Genomic DNA, 26,786 nt, shown 5'->3' with positions numbered 1-26,786 from the left:
AGAACGTTTTTAAATCCGATGCTATATCTATAGCATCGGATTTTTTATATCAACTTAATTAAATACAAAAATTAGATGAAAAGAATTAACCAAATTCTTAGTGTTGTTTTGATTGGAGCACTTTTGTTTACTAGTTGTAAACAAACTAATCAAACAGCAGCAAAAATTAAAACTGAACAGCATACCGATGCTACCGGTTTTAAATATGAAACTGTAACTAACGATCCAACAGGACTGCGTTTGTATACCTTAGAAAATGGATTAAAGGTTTACTTGAGTAAAAACACTGATGAACCTAAAATTCAAACCTATATTGCTGTAAGAGCAGGTTCTAATTATGACCCAAAAGAATCTACTGGATTAGCGCATTATTTAGAGCATATGCTATTCAAAGGAACGCATAAATTTGGAACCGTTGATTGGGAAAAAGAAAAAGAGTATTTGAATAAAATATCTAAGCTTTATGAAGAGCATAGAACAGAAACAGATGCAGAAAAGAAAAAAGCTATTTATAAAGAAATTGATAAGGTTTCTTTAGAAGCTTCTAATTATTCTGTAGCAAATGAGTATGATAAAATGACGGCATCTTTAGGTGCCGAAGAAACTAATGCACATACTTCATTTGAAGAAACTATTTATTACAATAAAATACCAGCAAATGAATTGAATAAATGGTTGGATTTAGAATCTGAGCGTTTTAGTACTTTAGTGTTACGTTTGTTTCACACAGAATTAGAAGCAGTTTTTGAAGAATTTAACAGAGGACAAGATAATGATGGTTGGAAGGTTTATTTTGCTTCATTAGATGGTTTATTTCCAAAGCACCCATATGGTCAACAATCTACGATTGGTACTGGAGAACACTTGAAAAATCCTTCAATGGTTGATATCCACAATTATTTCGATAAATATTATGTTCCAAATAATATGGCAATTGTATTGGTAGGTGACTTAGAGTTTGATAGTACTATTAAAAAGATAAATGAAACGTTTGGAAAGTTTGAGAAAAAAGAATTAGTACATCCAACTTTACCTAAAGAAGAGCCATTAACTAAACCAGTAATAAAAGAAGTTTTTGGTCCTACTTCTGAATCTATTTCTATTGCGTATAGATCAAAAGGGGTAAAGACTGATGAAGAAAAATTAGTTACACTTTGCGATATGATTATGGCAAATGGAAATGCTGGTTTGATAGATTTAAACTTAAATCAAAAACAAGTAGTACAACGTGCGAGTTGTTATCCTAGTTTTAATAATGACTATGGTTACCATACTTTTACCGGTAGACCAAAATCTGGGCAATCATTAGATGAAGTAAAAGACTTATTATTAGAGCAAATTGAAAAATTAAAGAAAGGAGAGTTTGAAGAATGGATGATAGAAGCTGTTGTTAATGATTTAAAATTGAGTCAAACTCGTCAATATGAAAACAATACCGCTTTAGCAAGTGCATACTATAACGCTTTTATTCATAATGAAAATTGGGAGGATAAAGTTAAATTCTTAGATGATTTAAAGAATATTTCTAAAAAAGAATTGGTTGATTTTGCAAACAATTTTTATAAAGATAATTATGTAGTTACTTACAAACGTAAAGGAGAAGATAAGAATATTGTTAAAGTTCAGAACCCTGGTATTACCCCTGTTAAATTAAATAGAGATAAGAGTTCTGATTATTTAAAAGAGTTTAACAAAGTAAAATCAGAAGCTTTGCAACCTAAGTTTGTTGATTATAAGACTGCAATAAAAGAAACTAAAACAGCAAACGATATTAATGTTTCTTATGTATTAAATGAAAATAATGATTTGTTTGACTTAAATATCATCTTTGATATGGGGAAAGACAATGATAAAAAGTTAAGTTTAGCTGCAGGTTATTTAGAGTATTTAGGAACAGTGAAATATACAGCTGAAGAAATCAAAAAAGAGTTTTATAAATTAGGAGTAGACTATTATGTAAGTGCTCAAAATGACAAAACCTATGTTGGTTTAAGAGGATTAAAAGAGAATTTACCTAAAGGACTCGAATTATTAGAGCATTTATGGGATAATGCAAAAGCTGATCAAGGTGCATATGATAAATATGTTGAAAAGATTTACAAAGGTCGTTTAGATGGAAAAACTCAAAAAGGTAATATTCTTTGGAGTGGATTATATAGCTACGGAAAATATGGAGAAGATTCTCGTTTAAGAGATATTATGCAAATTGATGAGTTAAAAGAAATTAACCCAGAAGATTTAGTAAATGTCATTAAGGGAATGAAAAACTATAAACAACGTATTTTCTATTATGGTAAAGATATTGATGCTGCAGTAGCTGCTTTAAATGATCATCATAAAATTTATGGAGAGTTAAAAGAGTATCCTGAAGCAAAGAAATATACAGAAACTGAAACTGGAGGGAATGTATTCTATACTGATTATGATATGGTTCAAACAGAAATGATCTTTTTAGCAAAAGGAGAGCCATTTAAAGCAGAGAACTTAGCAGCTTCAACGTTGTTTAATACTTATTTTGGTAGCGGATTATCATCAATTGTTTTCCAAGAAATTAGAGAAAGTAAATCTTTAGCTTATTCTGCATTTGCATCATATAGTAATGCAAGTAAAAAAGAGGATCCTAATTATGTATTGGCGTATGTTGGTACACAGGCAAATAAATTATCACAAGCAGTAGATGCGATGATGGATTTAATGAATAATATGCCTGAAGCTGAAAAGCAATTTAATGCAGCAAAAAATGCTACTTTGAAAAAATTAGCAGCACAAAGAATTACAAAATCTAGTATTTTCTGGTCATATGAGAGACTAAAGAAACTAGGTATTGATAATGATAATAGAGAGCAAATGTACAATACTATTAAAAATATGACTATGGAAGATTTAAAGTCATTCTTTGACAAAAATGTTAAAGGAGAGTCATATAACGTAATGGTAATTGGAAACAAGAAAGATTTAGACGTAAAATCATTACAAAAATTAGGTAAGATCAAAGAGTTAGATGTAGACTACTTATTTAATTATGTAAATGAAAAGAAGATAAAATCTTAAAATAGTATTTATCGTAATATAAATCCTGCTTAATCTTTTTAAGCAGGATTTTCTTTTTATATTTGAACCATTAAAACAACTAATAAATGAAACTTTTAGAAAATAAAACAGCAATTATCACAGGTGCTACAAGAGGAATCGGTAGAGGAATTGCTTTAGAGTTTGCTAAACAAGGAGCTAATGTAGCTTTTACATTTAATTCTTCAGTAGATGCTGCTACTGCTTTAGAAAATGAATTGAAAGAATTAGGAGTAAATGCAAAAGGATACCAATCAAATGCAGCTGAATTTGATGCAGCACAAGAATTGGCAAAGAATGTTTTAGAAGAATTTGGAACGATTGATGTCTTAGTGAATAATGCAGGTATAACAAAAGATAATTTGTTGATGCGTATTTCTGAAGATGATTTTGATAAAGTAATTGAAGTAAACTTAAAATCTGTTTTTAATTTAACAAAAGCAGTTATTCGTCCAATGATGAAGCAACGTGCAGGATCTATTATCAATATGAGTTCTGTTGTTGGGTTAAAAGGAAATGCGGGTCAAGCAAACTATGCAGCTTCAAAAGCAGGTATTTTAGGTTTTTCTAAATCGGTTGCATTAGAATTAGGTTCTCGTAATATTCGTAGTAACGTGGTTGCTCCAGGTTTTATTGAGACTGAGATGACTGCTAAATTGGATGAAAAAGTTGTAGAGGGATGGAGGAATGAAATTCCTTTAAAAAGAGGAGGTTCTCCAAAAGACATTGCTGATGCTTGTGTATTCTTAGCATCTGATATGAGTTCTTATATCACTGGGCAAACTTTATCAGTAGATGGAGGTATGTTAACCTAGGCATAAAACTTAATAATATAAAATAAAAAAGTCTGTATCTTAAAGGATACAGACTTTTTTCATTTAGGGGTTTTTGTTTTTAGGGGTACACTTTTAAAGGGGAAAAGTGTAAGGGGCTTAGGGGCAATGTGCTTTTGGGGAAAAGCAATCATCGGGGAATCAAGGGAAACATTTTAGGGGTAAAATGTTATCCGGGGAACTCTGTATTGTATTACTTAAGGGGAAGAAATACACAAGAGAAATCAAAATTATAGAGGGGTTGGTTATAAGGGAAACTAAAAATTTAAATTTTATTTTTTATAATCTTCAAAAGTACCATCATTGTATAGTACAACAATGTTTTTTATTCTTTTCTCAACAGGAACACCTTTTTGTTCATTGCCTGAGAATGGCGTATTTGATTTTTTTTCGGACTGTTGCTCAAATACGGGATTTTCGTTAAACAGAGAAGGGGATTCAGTCATAGGGGATTTTTCTTCTTTATTTATAATTGTACTCTTACTTTTTGGAAAAGTACCTCTACCATACACTAACCAATCTAATTCAATTTCATCAAAAGCCTTTTCTACTTTAATGACAAAATCTAAACTAGGTTTGTTTCTTCCTGATAATAGGTGAGAGATACTAGATCTTGGTACATCAATCATATCAGCAAATGTTGAAGCTGACAAATTGTAATAATCTAAAATAAGTTTAATTCTATCGATCATTGGTTTACATTAGTAAACGATATTTATTGTTTACGTTTGTAAAGATAGTTAAATTACATAAGTAAACAAGAAAAAAACCGAATTTTTCTTATTCTTAGATATATTTAATCTAGAATTAACTTAAAATAAAGGGTTGTTATTAGTTGTAAATGAGTTAGTTAAAAGTTTTATATAGAAAACACTTATACCTAACTAAGTGTTATGAGTTTTTATCAAGTTTTAGTGGTATACAAGTGTAAATAGTAGATATATACCGTATATAGAGAAGTAAATGTTGGGTATTTTGATACTAAATACATGTATTTTACTTGTAATCGTCTAAATTGAGTGCAATACTTTCGTTAAATACTTATATAAAGGTTATAGTTTTACACTTAAATATAATACATCTATTGTTTACAAATGTAAAATGTTAAATTATACTAATGAATTCCATTTTTAAATTCTCTGGAAACACAGTAAAAGCAAAATTTTCATGAACATCCTTTGGTTGAACATTCAATTTAAAATCAAAACTCTTACAAATACTTGAAATAGCAGTGGTCATTTCTACCATAGATAAATGCATTCCAGGACATAATCTAGCTCCACCACCAAATACTTTAACTGCTTTTGGCGTATGGTTCTTATGAAATGGGCATTCTGATTTAATCCATCTACTAGGTTCATAGTTCATCGGGTCACTAAAGTAATCACTATTTAACTGAGCGTGACTGTTTACTAGTATAATACTGGTGTTCTTAGGAATTTGAAGATTATTTACTATAATATCATCATTTGATTGGAAGAATAGGATAGGAGTGGTGGGTTTTAAGCGCATAGCTTCTTGTATGGCGGCATTTGTATATTTCAACTTACTAACAACCTCATAAGCATCAGCAATACTACCGGTATATTCTTTATGAGCTTCTTCCCTTATTTTATGTACTATTTCTGGATGCTGCGCTAAGTAATATAATGTCCAAGCCATAGAATTAGAAGTAGTATCTTCTCCAGCTAAAAGCATTGCTATTACATTACCGTACAAAGTCTTTTGATCAAAAATACTATGCTCTTTTTCACTCTCAATTAAAAGAGCTTCCAAGAAATTAGAAGGAGATTCTTTTAAATTAGGGTTTTTAAGCAACCTATCTTTAGCCTCTTCTATAAACTTCCCAACCACTTTTTCTATAGCTATAAGCGATTCTTTTAATTGTTTATCTTTTTTACTAGGAAAGTACCTCCAAGATGGAAAAGGAGCTGTTATTCGCTCATTAATCATAGGAAAGATTAACTCTAAATGATTTTGAAAACTATCTTGCTTATTGTGAATCGTATTTAATTTGTATCCAAAAGCTATTTCAGTGGTAACATCTATGGTATAAGCGATAAAATCTTTCAATATTTCAACAGGTGCGTTTGTATTGGCATAAGAATGAAGTTTAGCAAGTAGCTTTTCAGTTTTATCGTGTACAATAGGGTAGTAACCCTTTACTTTACGAACATTCAATGCTTCAGCAACTGGTTTTCTTTGTTTTTTCCAATCATCACCTTCAGCATTAAACACTGTATGAAACCCCATTTCCTTAAACACTTCATCAATTTTAGACAAACGACGAAACTGATCTGGTCTTTGTTTTAAAATAGTCGTGTTTACAATTGTATCAGCAGAAACTAATGCTTTTATAGGACCGAGTTTAATCGTATATAAATCACCAAATTCATCTGCCCATTGCTCTAGTATACGATGCTTATTTTTCTTTTTAAAGTCTTTTAAGTTTCCTAAAATAAAGCTTCCTTTGGGAGTTTTTAAGTCTTTTAAGCTAAGCAGTTTAGTTGATGTTGTTTGTTTCATAAATTTAAATGGGTAAACTAATAGTAAAACTAGTATTTTGAAAAGAAGAACTAAACTTAATTGTTCCTTTATGTGCTTCTATGATACTTTTTGATAAGGTTAATCCAATTCCAGAACCATCTTTTCGAGTGGTAAAATAGGGTACAAAGATATTGTCTTTTATCTCTTCTGAAATACCAATACCGTTATCGTTCACGGTTATATATGTTCTATAGTCTTTATCTTGTTCAATATTTATAGATATTTTAGGGAGATTAATAGTCTCTAAAGCATATATACTATTAGATATAAGATTGATAAGAACTTGTTCTAATTGTTGTTTGTCTGCTAAAATCTTTCTGTTTACATTTGTAAACAAAGTTGTTTCAATGTTTTTAGCTTGAAATTCACGCTCAAACAATTGTAAAGTACTCTCAACAAAAACAATCAAATCGAATTCTTCTTTATTGGGGAGCGGTAATTCTGCCAATTTTCTATACGTATCAACAAATGATGTTAAATGTTTTGAACGCTTCTTAATAATTTTTAAACCAGTAGATAATTCTTCTAAAGTATCTTCATCTGCTTCTTCTTGAATAAGATCCTCTAGATTTTCGGCTAAACTGCTAATGGGAGTTATGGTATTAATGATTTCATGAGACATTACATTCATTAATTTATACCATGCTTCTTTTTCTTTTTTATCAATTAATTGTTGTATGGTTTCTAATGTAACAATTAGATATTGATATTCGTTGGTCCTTGTGACAGATGTTTTTAGAAAAAAATTTTCTTCCTTATTATTTATAGTTAAAGCAATGGTATGTTTGAGAAATTTCCATTCTGATATTAGATCTTCTAAGTTTCCAATACGTTCTTTTAACAATTGCCACTTATAAAACTTGGGTACTTGTAAAAAATTTACAAAGGCTTCATTAAGCTGAAAAACATCCACCTCTTCATTACTATCTTTTCTCAAAATAAGTACCCCAATACTTAAACTTTCCAAAATATTGGTAAAGATTAAGGTTTCTGAAGAGCTTTGTAGGCTTAATTTTCGATGTTTTTCTAATAATAAAGCTGTTTTATTGTGTAATGGGTTTTTTCTTTTTTCTTGAGAAATTGTATTTGAATAGTCATTGTGTAATAAGCAATCGATAGATTTTTCTATATCAGCAAAAAGTTTCTTAAGGTAATCAATTAGTAAAAAGAATTGAAAAATGAGTATTAAAGAAAACCCTGCCGCGTTGGCAACAAAGTCATTATTGTAAGTGTAAAATACAATGATTCCGTTAACTAGAATTAACAGAATTCGTATGGATATTTGTATGATTTGTGATTTTCCCAAAATATTATAATCCGAATTTTTCTAACCTTCTATATAGAGCGGCCCTTGTTAAACCTAAATCTTTGGAGGCTTTGGAAATATTTCCTTGGTGTTTATTCAGAGCTTGTTGTATTAGCATCTTTTCAGTTTCTTCTAGATTAAGATTATCTCCTAAAGATACGTTCATTTTTTTAGTAGAAAAATGTAAATCTTCTAATTGGATAATTTCTCTATCTGTTATAATTACTGCGCGTTCAACAATATGTTCTATTTCTCTAATGTTACCAGGCCAATGATAACCTTTCATTGCTGAGATGGCTTCATTGGAAAAGTGGGTTATTGTTTTTCTGTATTTTTTAGTAAGTTTTTTTAGAAAATGATTGGCTAATAAAAGAATATCTTCTTTACGATCTCGCAGAGCTGGAAGGCTCAACTCGATAGTATTAATTCTAAAAAGCAAATCTTGTCTAAAGGTTTGTTCGTCCACCATTTCATGAATAGGTGCGTTGGTGGCACATATAATACGTACATCAATAACGCGTTCTTTTCCTTCTCCTAAGCGCGTAATCTTCCTATTTTGAATTACAGTTAAAAGTTTTGCTTGTAAGTGTAGGGGTAGATTTCCTATTTCATCTAAGAAAATAGTACCTCCTTTTGCTAATTCAAAACGACCCAATGTATCTTTTTGTGCATCTGTAAAAGCACCTTTAGCATACCCAAAGAGTTCACTTTCGAATAAATTTTCATTTAAAGAACCTAAATCTACATGAATAAAAGGATGGTTTTTTCTTTCAGATAATAAATGAATTTCTTTAGCAAAGACGTATTTTCCCGTACCGTTTTCACCTAAAATTAAAATATTGGCATCAGTAGGAGCAACTTTCTGCATTAATTTTATTGCAGATTTCATTGCAGGAGAGTTTCCTATTATATGTTCTGTTTGCTGGTGAAAGTCTTTATCCTGTTGTTTTTGAACAGTAGTGAGTTGCGAAGTTTTTCTTTTAGAACGTGCTAATTCAACACCAGCATTTACTACACCATATAATTTCTCAGTATTCCAAGGTTTTAAAATAAAATCGGTAGCGCCCTGTTTAATAGCCTCAACAGCAAGATTAACCGAACCAAAGGCAGTCATGAGGATTACAGTAGTTTCTGGATTAATTTCTTTAATATGTTTTAACCAATACAAACCTTCTTTACCATCCTCGAAACCAATGCGGTAGTTCATATCTAACAAAACAACATCTACTGTAGAGTTGGTCAGATGGTTACTTATTTTTTTTGGATTGTTGGCTGTAATAATTTCAGAAAAATATTTTTTCAGACTGATTCTTGCAGAAAATAATATATCATCGTCGTCATCAACAATTAAAATGGTAGCATCTTTTTTTCTCATGTTACATAATTAGTTAATTGTTAGAATATGAACAAAGAAATGTTCGATTTCGAACACTTTAAAATAAGTATAAAAACATAACTTACTGTAAGCTAGGTTTTTATATAGTTGTTTTGTGCTGGCATATTTGTGGCATCTACTAAATCAAACAAAGTGTAATTAACTATGGACAAGCAAATACAACCCAAAAACAAAAAAACAAAAAAGATGTTATTATGGAGTATACCCATTATATTATTAACGAGTTTGGTGTTGATGAACATGACTCGAAAAAAACAAGTAAATATAAGTAAACAATCCATTTCTGTTAGAGAAGTAACCGAAGGAGATTTTGAAGATGTCTTATTATTTAATAGTACTGTTGAGCCTAAAACATCAGTTTTTGTGAATGTAATTCAAGGAGGTTCAGTTTCAGAAATTTTTGTAGAAAGTGGACAAAAAGTTACAAAAGGAACTGCATTATTAAAGGTGTATAATCCTAATGCAGAATTAAATTATTTAACACAAGAAACTGCTATTGTTGAGCAAATCAATAATTTGAGAAACATTAGAGTTAATGTTAAAAATCAACAGTTAACATTAGATCAACAATTGTTAAGTATAGATAATGACTTTAGAAATGCCAAGCGTCAATATGACTTGGATAAAAAACTGTATGGTAAAGGTGTTGTAGCTAAGAATGACTATGAAAAAACAGCACAACAATATAAGTTTCAAAAAGAACGCAGTGGTGTTATAAAGAAGAGTGTTGCAGAAGAAAAAAAGAGCAGAGATGTACAATTAGCACGTATCAATACTTCGATTACAAACATGCAAAAGAGTTTAGAATTATTAAGAAAAAACAAAGAAAATTTCACCGTGAAAGCCCCTGTAGATGGTTTGCTATCATCATTTAATCCTACTTTAGGTGAAAACTATAATCAAGGGCAAAACATCGGGAAAATTGATGTGCTAAATGGGTATAAATTAGTCGCTCTAGTAGATGAATATTATATTGCTAAATTGAAAGAAAACATAAGTGGGAAAGTTGCTATAAACACTAACGATTATCAAATCAAATTATCTAAAATTCATCCAGAAGTAGTAAACGGACAATTTAGAATTGAATTTCAATTTGATAAAGATTCTTTACCAAAGGATATTAAAAGAGGAATGTCTCTTAAAAGTAAAGTCTTTTTATCGAATAATAGCAAGGCTTTGTTAATATCGAAAGGACAATTTTATCATGATACAAATGGAAAATGGGTATTTGTGTTAGATGAAAATAATAAAGCAGTCAAAAGAAATATTAGAATTGGACGTGAAAATCCATTTTATTATGAAGTTCTAGAAGGACTGAAAGTAGGAGATAAGGTGATAACCTCTAGCTATGCTGATTTTAAAGATGTTGAACAAGTTAATATTGATTAAATGACAAGAATTATTATACTCATAATTGCTTTATTTTCACTTTTAATAGCATCGTGTTCTTCAAAAATAGCATATAAAGGAATTAATGTTAAAAATTGGAAGGTTGTAAAAGAAAATAAAAGTTTTAAAGCAACATTTGATGATTTTTCAGGAGATACTTATCAAAATATTGAACTGGAAGCAGTTACAAAAACGAACTTTAAAGTGCAATCAAATTTAGTTAAGGGTAGTATCATAGTTTATCTTGTAGATCAAAATAAAAAGACCATTTGGAGTTCGAAAGAATTAAAAAATAATATAGAAGAAATTGTGACTACACATAACGATGTGATTAAAAATTACCAATTATTTGTAAAAGGAAAGGACGCATCGGGAAAATTTGTAATCACTTGGAATTAACATAAAAAAATAAAATAAGATGATAAAAATTAATGATTTAGTAAAGGTATATAGAACAGAAGAAGTTGAAACAACAGCATTGAACAAACTAAGCTTAGAAGTAAAAGAAGGAGAGTTCGTTTCTATAATGGGAGCATCAGGTTGTGGTAAATCTACACTATTAAATATTATTGGGTTATTGGATGCTCCAGAATCAGGAAGTTATGATTTTGATGGTGTAGAAGTAGCTAATTTTAATGAAAAACAACGTGCGGGATTAAGAAAAGCAAACATTGGTTTTGTTTTTCAAAATTTCAATTTGATTGATGAGTTAACTGTATTTGAAAATGTTGAATTGCCTTTGATTTATAACAAAGTAAAGTCTTCAGAAAGAAAACAACGTGTAAATGAAATTTTGGAGCGTATTGGAATTGCACATCGTGCAAAGCATTATCCTTTACAATTATCTGGAGGACAACAACAAAGAGTAGCAGTAGCAAGAGCTTTAGTAACCAATCCAAAGTTAATTTTAGCAGATGAGCCAACAGGAAACTTAGATAGTAAAAGTGGAAATGATGTAATGGAGTTATTAACTGAACTACATGCTACAGGAGCAACTATTATTATGGTAACGCACTCATCTTATGATGCTAAATTTTCTTCTAGAATTATAACGCTAAAAGATGGTGAAATAGTTTCTGAAAAACAAAATGAACATACAGTCGATTTACTAGTTCAATAAATATAACCCATTAATAATTGTAAGAAAATGATACAAACATGGTTTAAAATATTTTTTAGAAATAGTAAAAAGAACTGGTTAAACATTCTAGTGAATGTATTAGGTTTAACTCTTGGTTTTGCTGGGCTTATTATTGTTTTGTTATACTTAAACGATGAACAAAGTTACAATGCAACTAATCCGTTTAAAAAAGAAGTATACAGGGTAGCTCATAAAATGTCTAATGGTGATGTTTGGTCCACTAGTACAAATATTGAAGGACCAACTTATCAAGAAGAAATACCTGAAGTTGAAGAGTTCTTTTTATGTAATAGTTGGTATGATGATGCTTTGGTTAAGGTGAATGGTAAGGATGTTTTTACGCAAGATGTATTGCAAGGAGAGCCTAACTTTTTTAACTTTTTTCCTTTTGAAATTATAGAAGGAAGTAAAGAATCGTTTGAAAAAACTAGAAATAACATTGCTATTTCAGAAAAGCAAGCAAAAATCTTCTTCGGAAATGAATCTCCAATAGGAAAAACAATTAGTTTTTATAAAAGGGATTTTATCGTAACTACTGTATATAAGATAGTGGGGAAGCATTACTTTATGCCTCAAGTTATTTTACAATACAAAAAGCAACCTGAAGGGCATTGGGGAAATTTTTCAAAGAACTTATTGGTAAAACTATCTAAGGGGAGTAATGAGGAAGATTTTAATAGAAAAGCGAAAGACGTATGGCATAAGCATTCTGTACTACCGAATGTAAAAAGTATGGGGATTACGGTAGAAGAGTTTAATGAAAAATACGGTACAGAGGCTTATTTAGAGGCTATTGAAAGTATCCGTTTACACACAATTTCAGATGACGCTGGTCCTGAAGGTAAAGGGAATTATAGATTGATACTAATTTTAATAGGCTTATCGGTACTTTTAATTATTATATCATGTGTAAACTTTATCAATTTATCAATTGCTTCAGCAACCCAAAGAGCAAAAGAAGTTGGGGTAAAGAAAACACTAGGTCTTTCAAAAAAATCTTTAATAAGACAATATACCTTAGAGATTGTAGCACAAGGTACTGTGGCGTTTTTATTGTCTCTTATTCTTGTAGAGTTAATTTTACCTTCTTTTAACGAATTTATGAGAAAAGATATTTCGATTTTACAGTTCGGACTGTTAGCTAAGTTAACCTTGTTGGCAATCGTAATATCAATAGCTATAGGAAGTATTCCTGCATTTTACCTGTCTAAATTTAAATCGGTAGAAGTACTAAAAGGAAATGTTTCTAGAAGTAAGAAAGGAGTAATGGCTAGAAATGCGATGTTAGGAGTTCAGTTTTTAATTTCAGGTTTCTTTCTAACTGGATCAATTATCATAAACAAACAAGTAAATTATATGATGAACAAAGATCTTGGTTTTAAAGGAGACCAAGTAATCATGATTTCATTTAATAAGTATGATGATCGTTTTAAAAACTATTTAATAGCTAAACAAGAATTAGTAAAACATCCAAATATTGAAGCTGTAACTTGTAATTCTTTTATTATTGGAGGAGGAAGCGCAAGCTCAACAAATTTAACTTACAAGGACATATCTGTTCAATCTAATTCAAATGCATTAGATTATAATTACTTAGACGTAATGGATATTGATATTGTAAAGGGTAGAGGGTTTCAAGAAGAGATAGCTTCAGACACTATTAAAAATGTTTTGATTAATGAAACATTAGCAGCTGCTTTAGGAATAGCTAATGATCCTATTGGAAAAAAAGTAGATGCTGGATTTGGTGGGGAAGATAATGATGGGAAAAACTTAAATGTAATTGGAGTTGTAAAAGACCATCATACTAGAGGATTGGTAAACAAAATACCACCAACTTTTTATGTACATTGGAATAGTTTCGACTGGATGCGTCAAAATCTATGGAAAATTCAAATAAAAATTAAACCAGAAAACGTACAAGAAACATTAGTATATATAGAAGATTATTGGAAGCAAAATGTAGAGCAAGGATATCCTTACAATCCTCAGTTTGTAAACAAACGTTTTGCTAGAACTTATAAAAGATACGAGAAACAACAAACTATCTTTTTTATATTAACTTCTGTGGTCATATTGGTGTCTTTATTAGGGTTATTTGCTTTGGCAACGTTAACAATTCAACAGCGATTAAAAGAAGTAGCTATACGTAAAACCTTAGGGGCATCTATTAAGGAAATTATGTATCAATTGATAAAGAGTTTCTTAAAAATTACCATCATTGCATCCGTAATTTTAATTCCAGTAGCATATTACTTTATGCAAAACTGGTTAGAAAACTTTGTATATCGAATAGATATGCCTTTGATACCATTTATAATAACTCCAATTGTATTAACTGTTTTAGTGTTTATTGTAGTAGGAATTAAAGCATATTATGCTACTAAAGTAGATTTAATCAAATACTTAAAATTCGAATAGTTATGTTGCAAGTTTGGTTCAAATTATTCTTTAGAAATAGCAAGAAAAATTGGTTGAACACAGTGATTAATATCAGTGGATTAACTTTAGGGTTATCTGGCTTACTCATTGTGTTACTTTATATCACTGAAGAAAAGAGTTATAATCAGTGGAACCCAAATAAAAATGAAGTTTATAGGGTAAATATAAAGAAACCTAGAAGTGGAGAAGTATGGTTTACCAGTAACCCAGGAATGTATTTAACTTTTCCGGAAGAGATTCCAGAAGTTACAGAAGCGTTAATGGTAAAACCTTTTTACAGAAGTAGAACGGTGCAGTACAAGAAATCGTTTGAATATAGCGATAAAATGATATTTACTGATCCACATTTTTTTAATTTCTTTCCATTTAAAATACTAGAAGGTTCTGTTCAAAAATTTTCAGAAACTCGAAATTATATAGGCTTATCGAAAGCATATGCAGAAAGAATTTTTAAAGAGGATAAAGCTGTTGGTAACACGGTTAAAATAGATGGTAAAAACTACATTGTAGGTTGTGTCTATGAAATTCCGAAAAACTCTCACCAAGAACCAGATTTGTTAATGCAATTTGATACTCCTTTTGAAATTCATTGGGGAAATCATAATAATGAGCTCTTTTGTAGAATTACTCAAAATTCAGATTTAGATCTGGTAAAGGATAAAATGAATCAAATCATTGTAAATGCTCATAAGAGTATGGCTTTAGAAGAAGGAGTAAGTATAGCTGAGTTTGAAGCAAAATACAAAGCACCAACAATATTACTGGATAAGTTAGATACTATTTATTTACACAGCACGGCAAAAAGAGCTGGGCCTAGTGGAACAGGGAACTATCAGTTGCTTATGATATTGTTGGCTTTATCTATACTATTAATTATTATTTCTTGTGTTAATTTTATCAATTTATCTATTGCTTCTGGAAGTCAAAGAGCTAAAGAAGTAGGGGTTAAAAAAACCTTAGGTTTATCAAAAAATCAGTTACTATTTCAATATGCTTTTGAAGTTATTTTACAGGGAATAATCTCATTTATCTTTGCTTTACTTATAGTAGAGATGTTGTTACCATTTTTTAATCAATTCGTAGAGAAGGATATTTCTATTCTTCAAGTAAACTCACTAATTGTTATATTATTAACTTCCTTAGTACTCGCTTTTATTATCGGACTTATTTCTGCAATTTATCTTTCCAACTTTAAAGCAATAGAAGTTTTAAAAGGGAGTGTTTCTAAAACAAAGAAAGGGAATTTGGCAAGAAACATTATGTTAGGTATTCAATTTCTAATTTCTGGATTTTTTATAATTAGTGTATTAATTGTAAATAATCAAATTGGTTATATGATGGAGAAGGAACTGGGCTTTGATAAAGAATATGTACTTTCTGTAGAAATGTATAACATAAAGGATAAGTTTAGAAAATATGAATTGGCAAAGGAAGTATTGATAAAAAATAAGAATATAACAGGAATTACTTCAAGTATGTTTGTACCAGGAGAAGGTTTTGTAAATGGAACTTCTTTAATACATAAATTAAATGATATCCGATTCAATTCAGCCTCAAATATTATTGATGATAATTATTTAGATTTTGCCAAAATTAAAGTATTGAAAGGTAGAAGTTTTACAAAAGAATTGGCGTCTGACTCTTTAAAAATAATTATTAATGAAACAGCAGCAAGAGAACTTGCAATTTATGAGAATCCTTTAGGTGAAAAATTAAATTTAGGTTGGTTAGATGAAAATTCTAATGGTTTTGAAGTAGTTGGGATGGTCAAAGATTATCATTTTGATGGCTTTGATACTAAAATAGCACCGATGTTTTTTGTTCTTTGGAATAGCTTAGATTTCCCAGATAGTTGGCTTCCAGGAATTCAGTTTAAACTAAAATCTCAGAATATAGAAGAGACAATTGCTGAAATCGAAACTTTTTGGAAAGCAAATGTCGATTCCAAGTATCCCTTTACCTATGAATTTTTAGATAAGAAATTTGCCAAGACTTATGAAAAATTTAAAAAGCAAGAATCAATGTTTCTGTTGTTGTCAGTCATTGTAATTACAATATCGCTATTAGGATTATTTGCCTTAGCTACGTTAACAATTCAACAACGATTAAAGGAAGTGGCAATTCGTAAAACTTTAGGAGCTTCTGTACAAGAAATTATGTTTCAATTAATAAAGAATTTCTTAAAAATTACGCTAATTGCATCAGTTGTATTAATTCCTATAGCACACTATTTTATGCAAAACTGGTTAGATAATTTTGTATATCGAATAGAGATGCCTTTGATACCTTATATCATTACTCCATTAATTTTAAGTGTTTTAGTTTTTATGGTGGTTGGAGTTAAAGCGTTTTATGCCACTAAAGTAGATTTGATTAAATATTTAAAATTTGAATAGCTATGTTACAAGTTTGGTTAAAACTATTCTTTAGAAATAGTAAAAAGAATTGGTTAAATACGCTAATCAATATTGGAGGTTTAACACTTGGATTAACAGGGTTAATAATTGTGTTACTTTACTATAATAAAGAAAACTCATATGATAAATGGAACCCTCATAAAGATGTCATTTATAAAGTAGGTCACTCTTGGCCAGATGGTCAAACATATGACGATACAACACATCCAGAAGGTCCTAAAAGCATGGAAGTTATTCCTGAGATTATTGATTATATTTCGATGCCATCGTGGTATTATAGTGCTTTGTTAAAAGTTAATAATAAAACAACCTATGCAACAAAAATAGTATATAGTACCCCTAATTTTTTTGAGTTTTTTCCGCATAAAATTATTGAAGGGAATAAAAAAGAAATTTTAAATTCTAAAGATTTCATGGCCATTTCATTAGAAGTTAAAAAGAAACTTTTCGGCACGAAAAAGGCTGTCGGTAATCTAATTGTTTATGGAAAAAAGAACTATACCATTTCTGGAGTATTTGAAGTAGAAAAACCATCAACTATTGAACCAGAAGTGATTGTATGGGATATGGCCAATAAAAGTATGGTGAATAATTGGGATTCATTCTCTAACCATACTTATTATAAAATTAAAGAAGACGCAGATATAAAAGAAGTAGAGAAAAAGCTTCAACAAGTATTTATTGATAATCTCCATAAGACCAGTGCTAATAAGGAAGGAATGCCTTTAAATGAATATTTAGAAAAAGAGGCTTCAATTCCTTTTTTGGAGAAATTAGATGGATTACGATTGCACGCCAGAGGAGATGTTGGACCTTTAGAAGGGAAAGGAAATTATTTGTTATTATTGATAATGATGGGACTTTCCGTTTTTATCATCATTATTTCAAGCATTAATTTTATTAACTTGTCTATTGCCTCAGCTAGCTTAAGAGGGAAGGAGGTAGGAATAAAGAAAACCTTGGGTATTACTACGATAAGTTTTAATGTACAATATGTTTTAGAAATTGTAATTCAAGGATTTGTTGCGCTATTACTAGCATTATTAATAACAGAGCTTCTTCTGCCAAGTTTTAATACATATTTTAAAACAACGCTACATCTTAAAAATGTAAAACTGATTATTCAAATTAGCTTGTTAACGCTAGTGATTTCTTTATTAATAGGTGGCATATATGCATTGTACCTTCATAAGTTTAGTACTATAGAAGTGTTAAAAGGTAATTTTTCTAGAAGTAAAAACATGGTTTTTTTACGAAATGTAATGCTAGGTTTACAGTTCATAATTTCTGGATTTTTTTTGGTAGGAGGCTTAGTAGTGTACAATCAAGTGAGCTATATGAGTTCTAAAGATTTAGGATTTTCTGGAGACCAAATTTTAGTAGTAAATTTTGCAGATAATGCGCGTAAATGGGAACGTTATGAATTAGTAAAAAAAGTATTTGAGAATGATCCAAACATAATATCAATTTCTGCAAGCATGACTTCTCCTGGAGCAGATAATGACTTTTCAAATGGAGTATCCTACAATAACAAAGATGTTGATACTAAATTTATACCTATGGATTATGGTCATTTAGAAATGATTGAGACGGATATGAAATTTGGACGCCCATTTTCTGAAAAATTTGCTTCTGATAGTATCAATGGAATTATTTTAAATGAAACTGCTGTAAAGCTTTTAAATATTAAGAACCCTATAGGGAAAAAAGTAAGAACTTTCGATAAAGAATGTAACATTGTGGGAGTTGTAAAAGATTATCATTTGGACGGATTTGATAAAAAAATTCGACCTGCGTTTTATTTACATTTTAAATCGATACCTTGGTTGAAGTATAGTTTGAATTCAGTACATTTTAAAATAAAAAAAGGGAGTGAAGAAAAGGCAATTGCTAGGATAGAGAATTTCTGGAGAACAGAAATAGAACCAGGGTTTCCGTTAACCCATTCCTTCGTTAATAAAGCTTTTGAAGTAACCTATGAGAAATATAAGCAACAACAAACATTATTCGGAATCTTAACTTTTGTAGTAATATTAGTGGCTTTGTTGGGGTTATTTGCATTGGCGAGCTTAACAATTCAGCAGCGATTAAAAGAAGTAGCTATTCGCAAAACTTTGGGAGCATCTGTGAAAGAAATTATGTATCAACTCATTATAAGTTTTGTAAAGAACGTATTAATAGCATCAGTATTTTTAATTCCAATAGCTTATTATTTAATGCAAAACTGGCTGAATAATTTTGCGTATCGTATTGATATGCCTATTTTTCCATATGTTATTTCACCGATAATATTGATTTTGCTAGTTGTTACAGTAGTGGGAATAAAAGCATATAATGCAACAAAGGTAGATTTGATTAAATATTTAAAATTTGAATAATATGAAAACAAAATATATAGTACTTCTCTTATGGATGTGCACACCGTTATGGTTATTAGGGCAAAGTAAAACCCTGACCGTAGAAAATTTTAAAAAAGTGATTGTGAGTCCTCATATAGAAGTTGAATTTAAAAAAGGAACTAAAGAATCTGTTGAAATTATAGAGAATCATTCAGCTTTGAATATTGATGTAAAAGGAAAAACATTGCATTTATATTTAAATGATGCAAAAATAACTTCTCCAACCAAAAAAATGAAGGTGAATGGGTATATGCAAAAGGTGCCAATTTATAAAGGAAGATTGGTCAAAGCGGTTATTACTTATAAAGAAGTAGAAACATTTGCTCTAAGAGGCGAAGAAGATTTTTATTTTGCAAGTGCATTAGAGCAAGATAAATTAACTTTAACAGTTTATGGAGAACCAGAGGTGGTTATTGAGAAAGTTCAAGTAAATAAGATGAAAACCACTCTTTATGGAGCTAGTAAGTTTACTATAAAAAAAGGAAGTGTAAAAGAACAAAAATATACAGTTTATGGGGAAGCTCGAATAAAAGTAGCTGAAGTTAAAAGTTCACAAACTAAAATAGTAGCACATGGATCTGCTAATGTAAAAATCAATGTTTCTGATAGATTGAAGGTTACTTCCTATGGTGAAACAAAAGTGTATTATAGAGGTAGTCCAAAGGTATCAAAAGGAATTGTGATAGGAGATACCCTGATTGAAGCTTTATAGAATAGTTAATAAAAAAGAGATGGAATTCTATTTCCATCTCTTTACAATTTTATACTTAATTCACCACTCCATTGTTAATCGAAATACTTTTATGATCTTGAGCTGAAACAAAGTTAAGCTCTATACAATCAAACCTTTTATAGTTTTCTATATTATTTTTTAAGACGGTATTAATTTTTTGAGCTTCTTGATTCAATGATTTGTATGAACAATTATTAAGTGTGTATTCTACTTTTTCGGTAGTAAAGTTACCTTTTGAATCAAATTGTATTCCTTTATAGTAAGTATTTATTGAAACTGTTTCACAATTACAATTTTTAGTAAGTAAAGTTTTTATTTTTTGAATAGTAAATTGATCCTTATCATACTCTTTTTTATACAAGTCTAAAAGCCCAACAAAGTAGGTTGCAATGAAGACTGAGAAAGCAATGGTTAACTTATATTTTAATGTCATTTGGTTTTTCATTTTTAGTTAATTTAAAATTCATATCTGAATTCAAATTACCTTAGAAAAAATAGTGAATACAAGGATTACTTCCCTGTTTTAAAGAAAAAAGGAGAGTTGTTAAAGATGTTTCTATTTGGTTTACAGAGGTTTATTTTCTTTCTGGTAAAAAAGTAGAAGACTTGAAAAATGGAACCCTAAATTTATAAATTTAAGGATTTGAAGGTGGGTTATTCAGTTCTTTTATGTAGAAAGATGGATTTAACCCTGTTTTCTTTTTGAAATATTTACTAAATGAATCTGCACTTTTATATCCTATTTCTTCAGCAATAGATTGAATAGAATATTGTCTAAATTGTGTATCGTTTTTCAATCTTTTTATAACATAATTAATACGCAAATCATTAATATAGCCATTAAAGTTTTTTTGATAATGTGAATTAATTACTTTGGATAAATAGGTAGTATTTGTGTCTATTTTTTTTGCAAGATTATAAGAGTTGCACTCTTTTTTTAAATAGTATTCTTGTTCTTCTAATCTTTTGAGGTTTTCAAGAATTTTAATTTTAATAGTATTATTAACTTCTGAATCACCACTTTCTTTAGAAGAGTTATCACTAACATTATTATTGGTTTCTATGGTTTCTTTAAAGTTTCTATTGTGCTTTTTTTGATTGTTGTATAGCTTAAGTATTACTCCCACAAGTGCAGATGAGATTAATAAAGTTAACCAAATAGCGTATTGCAAAGAGTTTTTTTCAGAATTAATGGTATGTAACTCTGCTTTAAAATTTTCAAGTTCTTCGTCCTTAAATTTTAAAATTGCTTTGTCCTGAATTTTCCGAAATTCATTAGTGGTATGTATGTATTTTTCAAAATATATATTTGATTTTTCAATGTCTCCGTAGTATTTATAAGCTTTAGCTAGTAATTTATAATGATCTTCCATTAAACCTTCTTCTTCAGGTTTAACAACATAATCATCTAATCCTTTTTGTAATATTTGAATAGCTTTATGATATTCCTTTTTACCAATATAAGCACGACCATAGTTTGAAGAAAGTGCTAATTTCTCACTTTTTGAAATAGGTAAACAAATCTTTTTTGAACGATCAAATTGAAGAATAGCCTCATCAAAATTATGTTGTAATATTTTTACCAAACCAAGGTTTCTATACAAAGCTTTGTTTAAACAAGTGTCTTTTACGGTAGTATTGAGAGACAATGCTTTATTGACATACCACAAAGCTGAATCTTTTTCTTTTATTTTAAGGTAACTAAGAGAAATATAATAGAGAGAGGCTACTTGCGACCGTAATCGTGCTTTTTCTATATGGTTATTTGGATCCTTTTTGGCAGATAAGTTCAACTGTAAAGCCTTTTTTTGAGCTTTTAAAGCTCCATTATAATCACCAATGTAAGATTTGATGGTTCCTAATTGGGTCAAGGAAGCAGATTCCATTGAGGTGAAGCCAATTTCTCTAGATATAGTTAGAGCATTATTATAATCATCTATCGATTCTTTCCAAAGACCTTGAAGAAAATAGGAATAACCAAAATAGAAGTAGCACAGTGTCAATTCTTTCTTTAAATCTAGAGTTTCAGCAATTGAAATTAGACGCTCCTTTTCATAAACAAAACCATCAAAATTTCGCTGTTTAATTCGAAAATTGATCAATTGATTAAGCCCATAAAACTCTTCTTTAAGCTCTTTATCTGTTTTAGCCTTGTTGATATAATATTGTGCTAGTTTCTCAGCTTTGACAATATTAATTGAAGTATGTTGGTTTATAAGAACTCTTAATTCCGTATAGCTTTTATGAAATAATGTGTCTTTTTCTTGTGCATTCAAGTTAAATGTAGTGAGCCCAGAGCATATAAACAGTAAGAAAGCATAATATGTGTAGTTCTTTTTCATGAGTAAGGACCTATAATCATTGGTAAATGTATGAAAAATCATCATGGAAAGATACAATAGCATTTTTTATCTTCATGTACGATAGGAGTAATGGATATAATAAAGGGACCCTTGTTATAAGAGTCCCTTTTTTTATCTTGAATAATAATGAACGATATGATTATTTATTTTCAATCCATTTACGAGCGTTCACAAAAGCTTCTAACCAAGGAGAAACTTCGTCGTTTCTTCCATCAAGGTAGTTAGCCCAGTTCCATTGAAATGTAGAGCGCTCAATATGAGGCATGGTTACTAAATGTCGCCCTGTTTTGTCACACATCATTGCTGTGTTATAAGCAGAGCCATTAGGATTATTAGGGTATCCTTCATAACCATATTTAGCAACAATATTATAATTCTCTTCAGCTTCTGGTAAGTCAAATTTACCTTCACCATGAGAAATCCAAACACCTAATTCAGTTCCTACTAATGTAGATAACATAACCGAATTATTTTCTTGAACTTTTACTGAAGTAAATGAGCTTTCATGTTTTTTAGAATCATTATGAACCATTTTTCCATGAACTTTATGTTCTGGGTTAATCAGCTCTAACTCCATCCATAACTGACATCCGTTACAGATACCTACAGATAATGTATCCTCTCTTTTAAAGAAGTTTTTTAAAGCGGTATTTGCCTTTTCGTTATACAAAAATGCTCCAGCCCAACCTTTCGCAGAACCTAAAACATCTGAATTAGAAAAACCTCCAACAGCACCAATAAATTGAATATCCTCTAAAGTTTCTCTTCCAGAAATTAGATCTGTCATGTGTACATCTTTCACATCAAAACCAGCTAAATACATAGCATTGGCCATTTCCCTTTCAGAGTTTGATCCTTTTTCCCTGATAATAGCTGCTTTCGGTCTCTTTTTAATATTTCCTACAGTATCACTTAATTTTCCAGTAAAATGACTTGGGAAAGTATATTGTAAAGGTTGATTTTTATAATTATCAAAACGGTCTTTTGCTAAACCATTTGCTGTCTGTTTGTTATCTAGTAAAAACGAGGTTTTATACCAAGTGTCTCTTAATTCATAAACAGATAAAGCAAATACATCAGAGCTATTTTTAATATTTAAGCGATCAGATTCCGTAACATCACCTATTTTAAAGAACTCAATATTATTAGTGTTAAATACTTCTTCAACAGAAGTATCAGCTTGGAATACGATTCCTGAATTCTCTGCAAATAATAATTTGATACTATCCGTTTCGTTGATGTGAGACAAATCAATATTTGCTCCAATATTTACATCCGCAAAACACAATTCTAATAAAGTGGTAATTAACCCTCCTGAAGCAACATCGTGACCCGCTACAATTTTGTCTTCTTTAATTAAACTTTGAAGTACATTAAAGGTAGACTTAAAGAAATCATTATTGGTAATAGTAGGAGTAGTATTTCCAATTTTATTTACCACTTGAGCAAAAGAACTACCTCCTAATTTATACTCATCTTGTGATAAGTTGATATAATAAATACTTCCTTTATTTGGTTTTAAAACTGGTTCTATTACTTTAGATATATCATTACAATTTGCTGCTGCTGAGATAACTACTGTACCAGGAGAAATTACTTCTTCATTAGGATACTTTTGTTTCATTGATAAAGAATCTTTTCCTGTTGGTACATTGATTCCTAAATCAATGGCAAAATCAGAAATAGCCTTTACAGCTTTATATAAACGAGCATCTTCACCTTCATTTTTACATGGCCACATCCAGTTAGCCGATAAAGAAACTGATTGTAAACCATCTTTTAAAGGAGCCCAAATAATATTAGATAGAGCTTCTGCAATAGAGTTTTTACTTCCTGCCTCTGGAGCAATTAATCCAGAAATAGGAGAGTGTCCAATTGTAGTAGCAATACCTTCTTTTCCTTTATAATCTAAGGCCATTACACCCACATTATTTAGAGGAATTTGTAAAGCACCAACACATTGCTGTTTTGCTACTTTACCACCAACACATCTATCTACTTTATTAGTTAACCAATCTTTACAAGCTACAGCTTCTAGTTGTAATACTTGCTCTAAATAGTTAGTAAAGTTTTCTTTACTATAGCTTACTTCACTGTAATTTCTATTTACAGTTTTGTCATTCATAATTGTTTTTGGAGAACTTCCAAACATATCTTCTAAAGCTAAATCCATTGGTTTGTTACCATTGGTATTAGATTCAAAAGTAAATCTATGATCACCGGTTACATCACCCACTGTGTACATTGGTGAACGCTCACGTTCTGCAATTCTATTGAGTGTTTCAATATGTTTTTCGGCAATTACTAATCCCATTCTTTCTTGAGATTCATTTCCAATAATCTCTTTATCAGATAAAGTAGGGTCTCCAACAGGAAGCTTATCTAAATCAATTTTTCCTCCTGTATCTTCAACTAATTCGGATAAACAGTTTAAATGTCCACCTGCTCCGTGATCGTGAATAGAAACAATAAAGTTCTCTTCACTTTCTACCATTCCGCGCACTGCATTTGCTGCACGTTTTTGCATTTCAGGGTTCGAACGTTGTACTGCGTTCAATTCTATACCTGTAGAGAATTCACCTGTATCTGCAGAAGATACAGCAGCACCTCCCATACCAATACGATAATTCTCACCTCCAAGAATTACTATTTTATCTCCTTCTTTAGGAGTATCTTTTAAAGCTTGTTCTTTTTTACCATATCCAATACCACCAGCTTGCATAATTACTTTATCAAAACCAAGCTTACGAGCTTCTTCTTCGTGTTCAAAAGTTAATACAGAACCACAAATTAAAGGTTGTCCGAATTTATTACCAAAATCAGAAGCTCCATTTGAGGCTTTGATTAAGATATCCATTGGAGTTTGGTACAACCATTGACGTTCGTTCATAGCTTGTTCCCAAGGGCGATTTTCCTCTAAGCGAGAATAAGAGGTCATATACACCGCGGTACCTGCTAATGGCAATGATCCTTTTCCTCCAGCTAGTCTATCACGAATTTCTCCTCCTGATCCTGTTGCAGCACCATTAAAAGGTTCTACCGTTGTTGGAAAGTTATGTGTCTCTGCTTTTAAGGAAATTACAGATTCAAACTCCTTTGTTTCATAATAATCTGGTACATCAGCACTTTTTGGAGCAAATTGTTCAACTTTAGGTCCTTTAATAAATGCTACATTATCTTTATACGCAGAAACAATATCATTTGGATTTTGTTTAGATGTTTCTTTGATTAATTTGAATAGGGAAGTAGGTTGTTCTTCACCATCAATTACAAAAGTTCCGTTGAATATTTTGTGTCTACAGTGCTCAGAGTTTACTTGAGAAAAACCAAAAACTTCTGAATCTGTTAACTTTCTACCGATTTTTTCAGAAACTTCTTCTAAATACTTGATTTCTTCTTCACTAAGAGCTAAACCTTCTTGCTCATTATAGCTAGCAATATCTTCAATTTCTAAAATTGGTTCTGGTTGTATATCAATAGTAAAAGTTTCTTGATTTAGTCCATTGAATTTTTGAGAAATCATTGGATCAAAGTCAGAAAAAGTTTCTTCAACGCTTTCAAATTCTTCAATTCGAATAATACCTGTAATTCCCATATTCTGAGTAATTTCAACAGCATTGGTACTCCAAGGAGTAATCATAGCTGCTCTTGGGCCAACAAAAAAGGCGTCAAGAGACGCCGTGTTTATTTTAGGTTGGTTTCCAAATAACCAAGTAAGTTTTGAAATTGTTGCTGTAGTTAATTCTTCTGTTGTTTGAACAGCAAAAACTTTGCTGTTTGTGTTTCCAAAGAAATGAATCATTATAGTTGTGTTTGTGTTGTTGTTTTTAAAGGCGTAAATTTAGTTTATTCTGATGAGAAAAAGCATAAAAAAAGTAGCAATATTTTGCTACTCTAATTTAGTCTTTTCAGGAATTCTATTTCGTTCGATTTTTCCTTTTTTTACTGCTTTATAACTTTCGTAGCAGTTTAGTACTGCTTCTATAAGTTGTAAATCGCTGGCTTTCTTTATAAAGTACTCTGAGTAATTACAATCTCCCAAAAGTTTATTTAATTCGGCTCGGTCCATTTCTAGATACTCCATCATTACCTCTCTATCAAATTTACCTGCCAACATTTTTCGTAAATCGTCTTCTTTTTTAAGCTTTTTAAGCTTTTTAAGTTGTCCGGGCTTTTTTCCGAAGAGGTTATATACTAAATCAACGGGGTTCAAAATTTTTGACAGAGGAGAAACTATCTTTTGAGGTCTTCCTACTTCATATGTTTGTGGTAATCCATTTATATGAATTCTAGAGAAACGATCTTTAGGAACTTGTTTTACATCTACTTCCAATACTCCAATTAATTTTGTAGAACGAATAACTACTTCTTTTACTTCTTCTGGTTTTTCAGCCAAAGAAATAATTACCTCATTTCCTTTTAATAAATCATTCGTAATTTTAAGTTTAATAGAAGAAAACCCTAAGAAAGATACTAAAACTGTATCATTAGCTTTTGCCGTAAGCTCAAATAAACCTTTTTCATTGGTAATGGTACCAACTACTGTATTTAGGTTTAAAATGTGTGCTGCACTTAACGGTTTTTTAGTCTCTGAATGAACAACTTGACCTTTCAATGTTTCTTGAGCTTGAAAGGAGATGCTCCAAAGAATGGCTACTAATAAGAATAGTTTTTTTTGCATGATGCAATAATAAGTATATTTATAATGATAGTCGTTAATATTCTGTGAATATTACCATAATAAACAAATA

At 30.3% G+C, this 26,786-nt stretch carries 17 protein-coding genes; 9 read left to right on the top strand and 8 right to left on the bottom strand.

Annotated elements, in window-relative coordinates; translation table 11 throughout:
* Positions 1 to 75 precede the first annotated feature (75 nt).
* Both ABNT22_RS10515 and fabG read left to right on the top strand, forming a co-directional pair.
* A complete protein-coding gene (locus tag ABNT22_RS10515; RefSeq protein ID WP_348716868.1) occupies positions 76 to 3,051 on the top strand; it encodes a M16 family metallopeptidase in 2,976 nt (991 codons plus the stop codon).
* A gap of 86 nt (positions 3,052 to 3,137) precedes the next feature.
* Positions 3,138 to 3,884 carry a 3-oxoacyl-[acyl-carrier-protein] reductase gene (gene fabG, locus ABNT22_RS10510; protein WP_299104466.1) on the top strand — a complete coding sequence of 249 codons (747 nt, stop codon included), beginning with the start codon at positions 3,138 to 3,140 and terminating at the stop codon, positions 3,882 to 3,884.
* A gap of 290 nt (positions 3,885 to 4,174) precedes the next feature.
* Here fabG and ABNT22_RS10505 read toward each other — a convergent pair whose 3' ends face one another.
* From ABNT22_RS10505 to ABNT22_RS10490, 4 genes are all read right to left on the bottom strand, one after another.
* Positions 4,175 to 4,594, bottom strand: coding sequence for a helix-turn-helix transcriptional regulator (locus ABNT22_RS10505; protein ID WP_348716870.1), 420 nt, complete (start codon positions 4,592 to 4,594; stop codon positions 4,175 to 4,177).
* A 412-nt stretch (positions 4,595 to 5,006) separates the two neighbouring features.
* Positions 5,007 to 6,428, bottom strand: a complete 1,422-nt coding sequence (locus ABNT22_RS10500; RefSeq protein WP_348716872.1) for a cytochrome P450 — start codon at positions 6,426 to 6,428, stop codon at positions 5,007 to 5,009.
* 4 nt (positions 6,429 to 6,432) lie between these two features.
* Entirely contained in the window at positions 6,433 to 7,755 is a 1,323-nt protein-coding gene (locus tag ABNT22_RS10495) for a HAMP domain-containing sensor histidine kinase (protein ID WP_348716874.1), read from the bottom strand.
* 4 nt (positions 7,756 to 7,759) lie between these two features.
* Positions 7,760 to 9,130 (bottom strand): sigma-54 dependent transcriptional regulator, encoded by a 1,371-nt coding sequence (locus tag ABNT22_RS10490; RefSeq protein ID WP_348716876.1) that lies wholly within the window; start codon positions 9,128 to 9,130, stop codon positions 7,760 to 7,762.
* 165 nt (positions 9,131 to 9,295) lie between these two features.
* Between ABNT22_RS10490 and ABNT22_RS10485 the strand changes: the two genes are divergently transcribed.
* The 7 genes from ABNT22_RS10485 to ABNT22_RS10455 are packed head-to-tail and all read left to right on the top strand — an operon-like array spanning position 9,296 to position 19,651.
* Entirely contained in the window at positions 9,296 to 10,540 is a 1,245-nt protein-coding gene (locus ABNT22_RS10485) for an efflux RND transporter periplasmic adaptor subunit (protein ID WP_348716878.1), read from the top strand.
* The gene (locus ABNT22_RS10480; RefSeq protein WP_348716879.1) at positions 10,541 to 10,939 is read left to right on the top strand and encodes a hypothetical protein; all 399 of its coding nucleotides are present in this window, start codon (positions 10,541 to 10,543) and stop codon (positions 10,937 to 10,939) included.
* A 19-nt stretch (positions 10,940 to 10,958) separates the two neighbouring features.
* A complete protein-coding gene (locus ABNT22_RS10475; RefSeq protein ID WP_348716881.1) occupies positions 10,959 to 11,660 on the top strand; it encodes an ABC transporter ATP-binding protein in 702 nt (233 codons plus the stop codon).
* A gap of 27 nt (positions 11,661 to 11,687) precedes the next feature.
* The gene (locus tag ABNT22_RS10470; RefSeq protein ID WP_348716883.1) at positions 11,688 to 14,102 is read left to right on the top strand and encodes an ABC transporter permease; all 2,415 of its coding nucleotides are present in this window, start codon (positions 11,688 to 11,690) and stop codon (positions 14,100 to 14,102) included.
* A 2-nt stretch (positions 14,103 to 14,104) separates the two neighbouring features.
* On the top strand, positions 14,105 to 16,519 hold the full coding sequence (locus tag ABNT22_RS10465) for an ABC transporter permease (protein WP_348716885.1): 2,415 nt from the start codon (positions 14,105 to 14,107) through the stop codon (positions 16,517 to 16,519).
* A gap of 2 nt (positions 16,520 to 16,521) precedes the next feature.
* Positions 16,522 to 18,918: an ABC transporter permease gene (locus tag ABNT22_RS10460; RefSeq protein ID WP_348716887.1), complete on the top strand. Its 2,397-nt coding sequence runs from the start codon at positions 16,522 to 16,524 to the stop codon at positions 18,916 to 18,918.
* A 1-nt stretch (position 18,919) separates the two neighbouring features.
* Positions 18,920 to 19,651, top strand: a complete 732-nt coding sequence (locus tag ABNT22_RS10455) for a GIN domain-containing protein (RefSeq protein WP_348716888.1) — start codon at positions 18,920 to 18,922, stop codon at positions 19,649 to 19,651.
* A 55-nt stretch (positions 19,652 to 19,706) separates the two neighbouring features.
* Here ABNT22_RS10455 and ABNT22_RS10450 read toward each other — a convergent pair whose 3' ends face one another.
* The 4 genes from ABNT22_RS10450 to ABNT22_RS10435 form a co-directional block, all read right to left on the bottom strand.
* Positions 19,707 to 20,117 (bottom strand): hypothetical protein, encoded by a 411-nt coding sequence (locus ABNT22_RS10450; RefSeq protein WP_348716890.1) that lies wholly within the window; start codon positions 20,115 to 20,117, stop codon positions 19,707 to 19,709.
* Between the two features lie 190 nt (positions 20,118 to 20,307).
* Complete coding sequence (locus ABNT22_RS10445) at positions 20,308 to 22,014, bottom strand: AraC family transcriptional regulator (RefSeq protein WP_348716892.1); 1,707 nt, start codon at positions 22,012 to 22,014, stop codon at positions 20,308 to 20,310.
* 160 nt (positions 22,015 to 22,174) lie between these two features.
* Positions 22,175 to 25,837 carry a phosphoribosylformylglycinamidine synthase gene (purL, locus tag ABNT22_RS10440; protein WP_348716894.1) on the bottom strand — a complete coding sequence of 1,221 codons (3,663 nt, stop codon included), beginning with the start codon at positions 25,835 to 25,837 and terminating at the stop codon, positions 22,175 to 22,177.
* 87 nt (positions 25,838 to 25,924) lie between these two features.
* A complete protein-coding gene (locus ABNT22_RS10435) occupies positions 25,925 to 26,716 on the bottom strand; it encodes a carboxypeptidase-like regulatory domain-containing protein (RefSeq protein ID WP_348716896.1) in 792 nt (263 codons plus the stop codon).
* Between the last annotated feature and the right edge of the window lie 70 nt (positions 26,717 to 26,786).

The sequence above is a fragment of the Tenacibaculum sp. 190130A14a genome (assembly GCF_964048965.1).
In the GTDB taxonomy this organism is placed as follows: Bacteria; Bacteroidota; Bacteroidia; order Flavobacteriales; family Flavobacteriaceae; genus Polaribacter; species Polaribacter polynesiense.
This window is presented reverse-complemented; position numbering and strand designations above follow the sequence as displayed.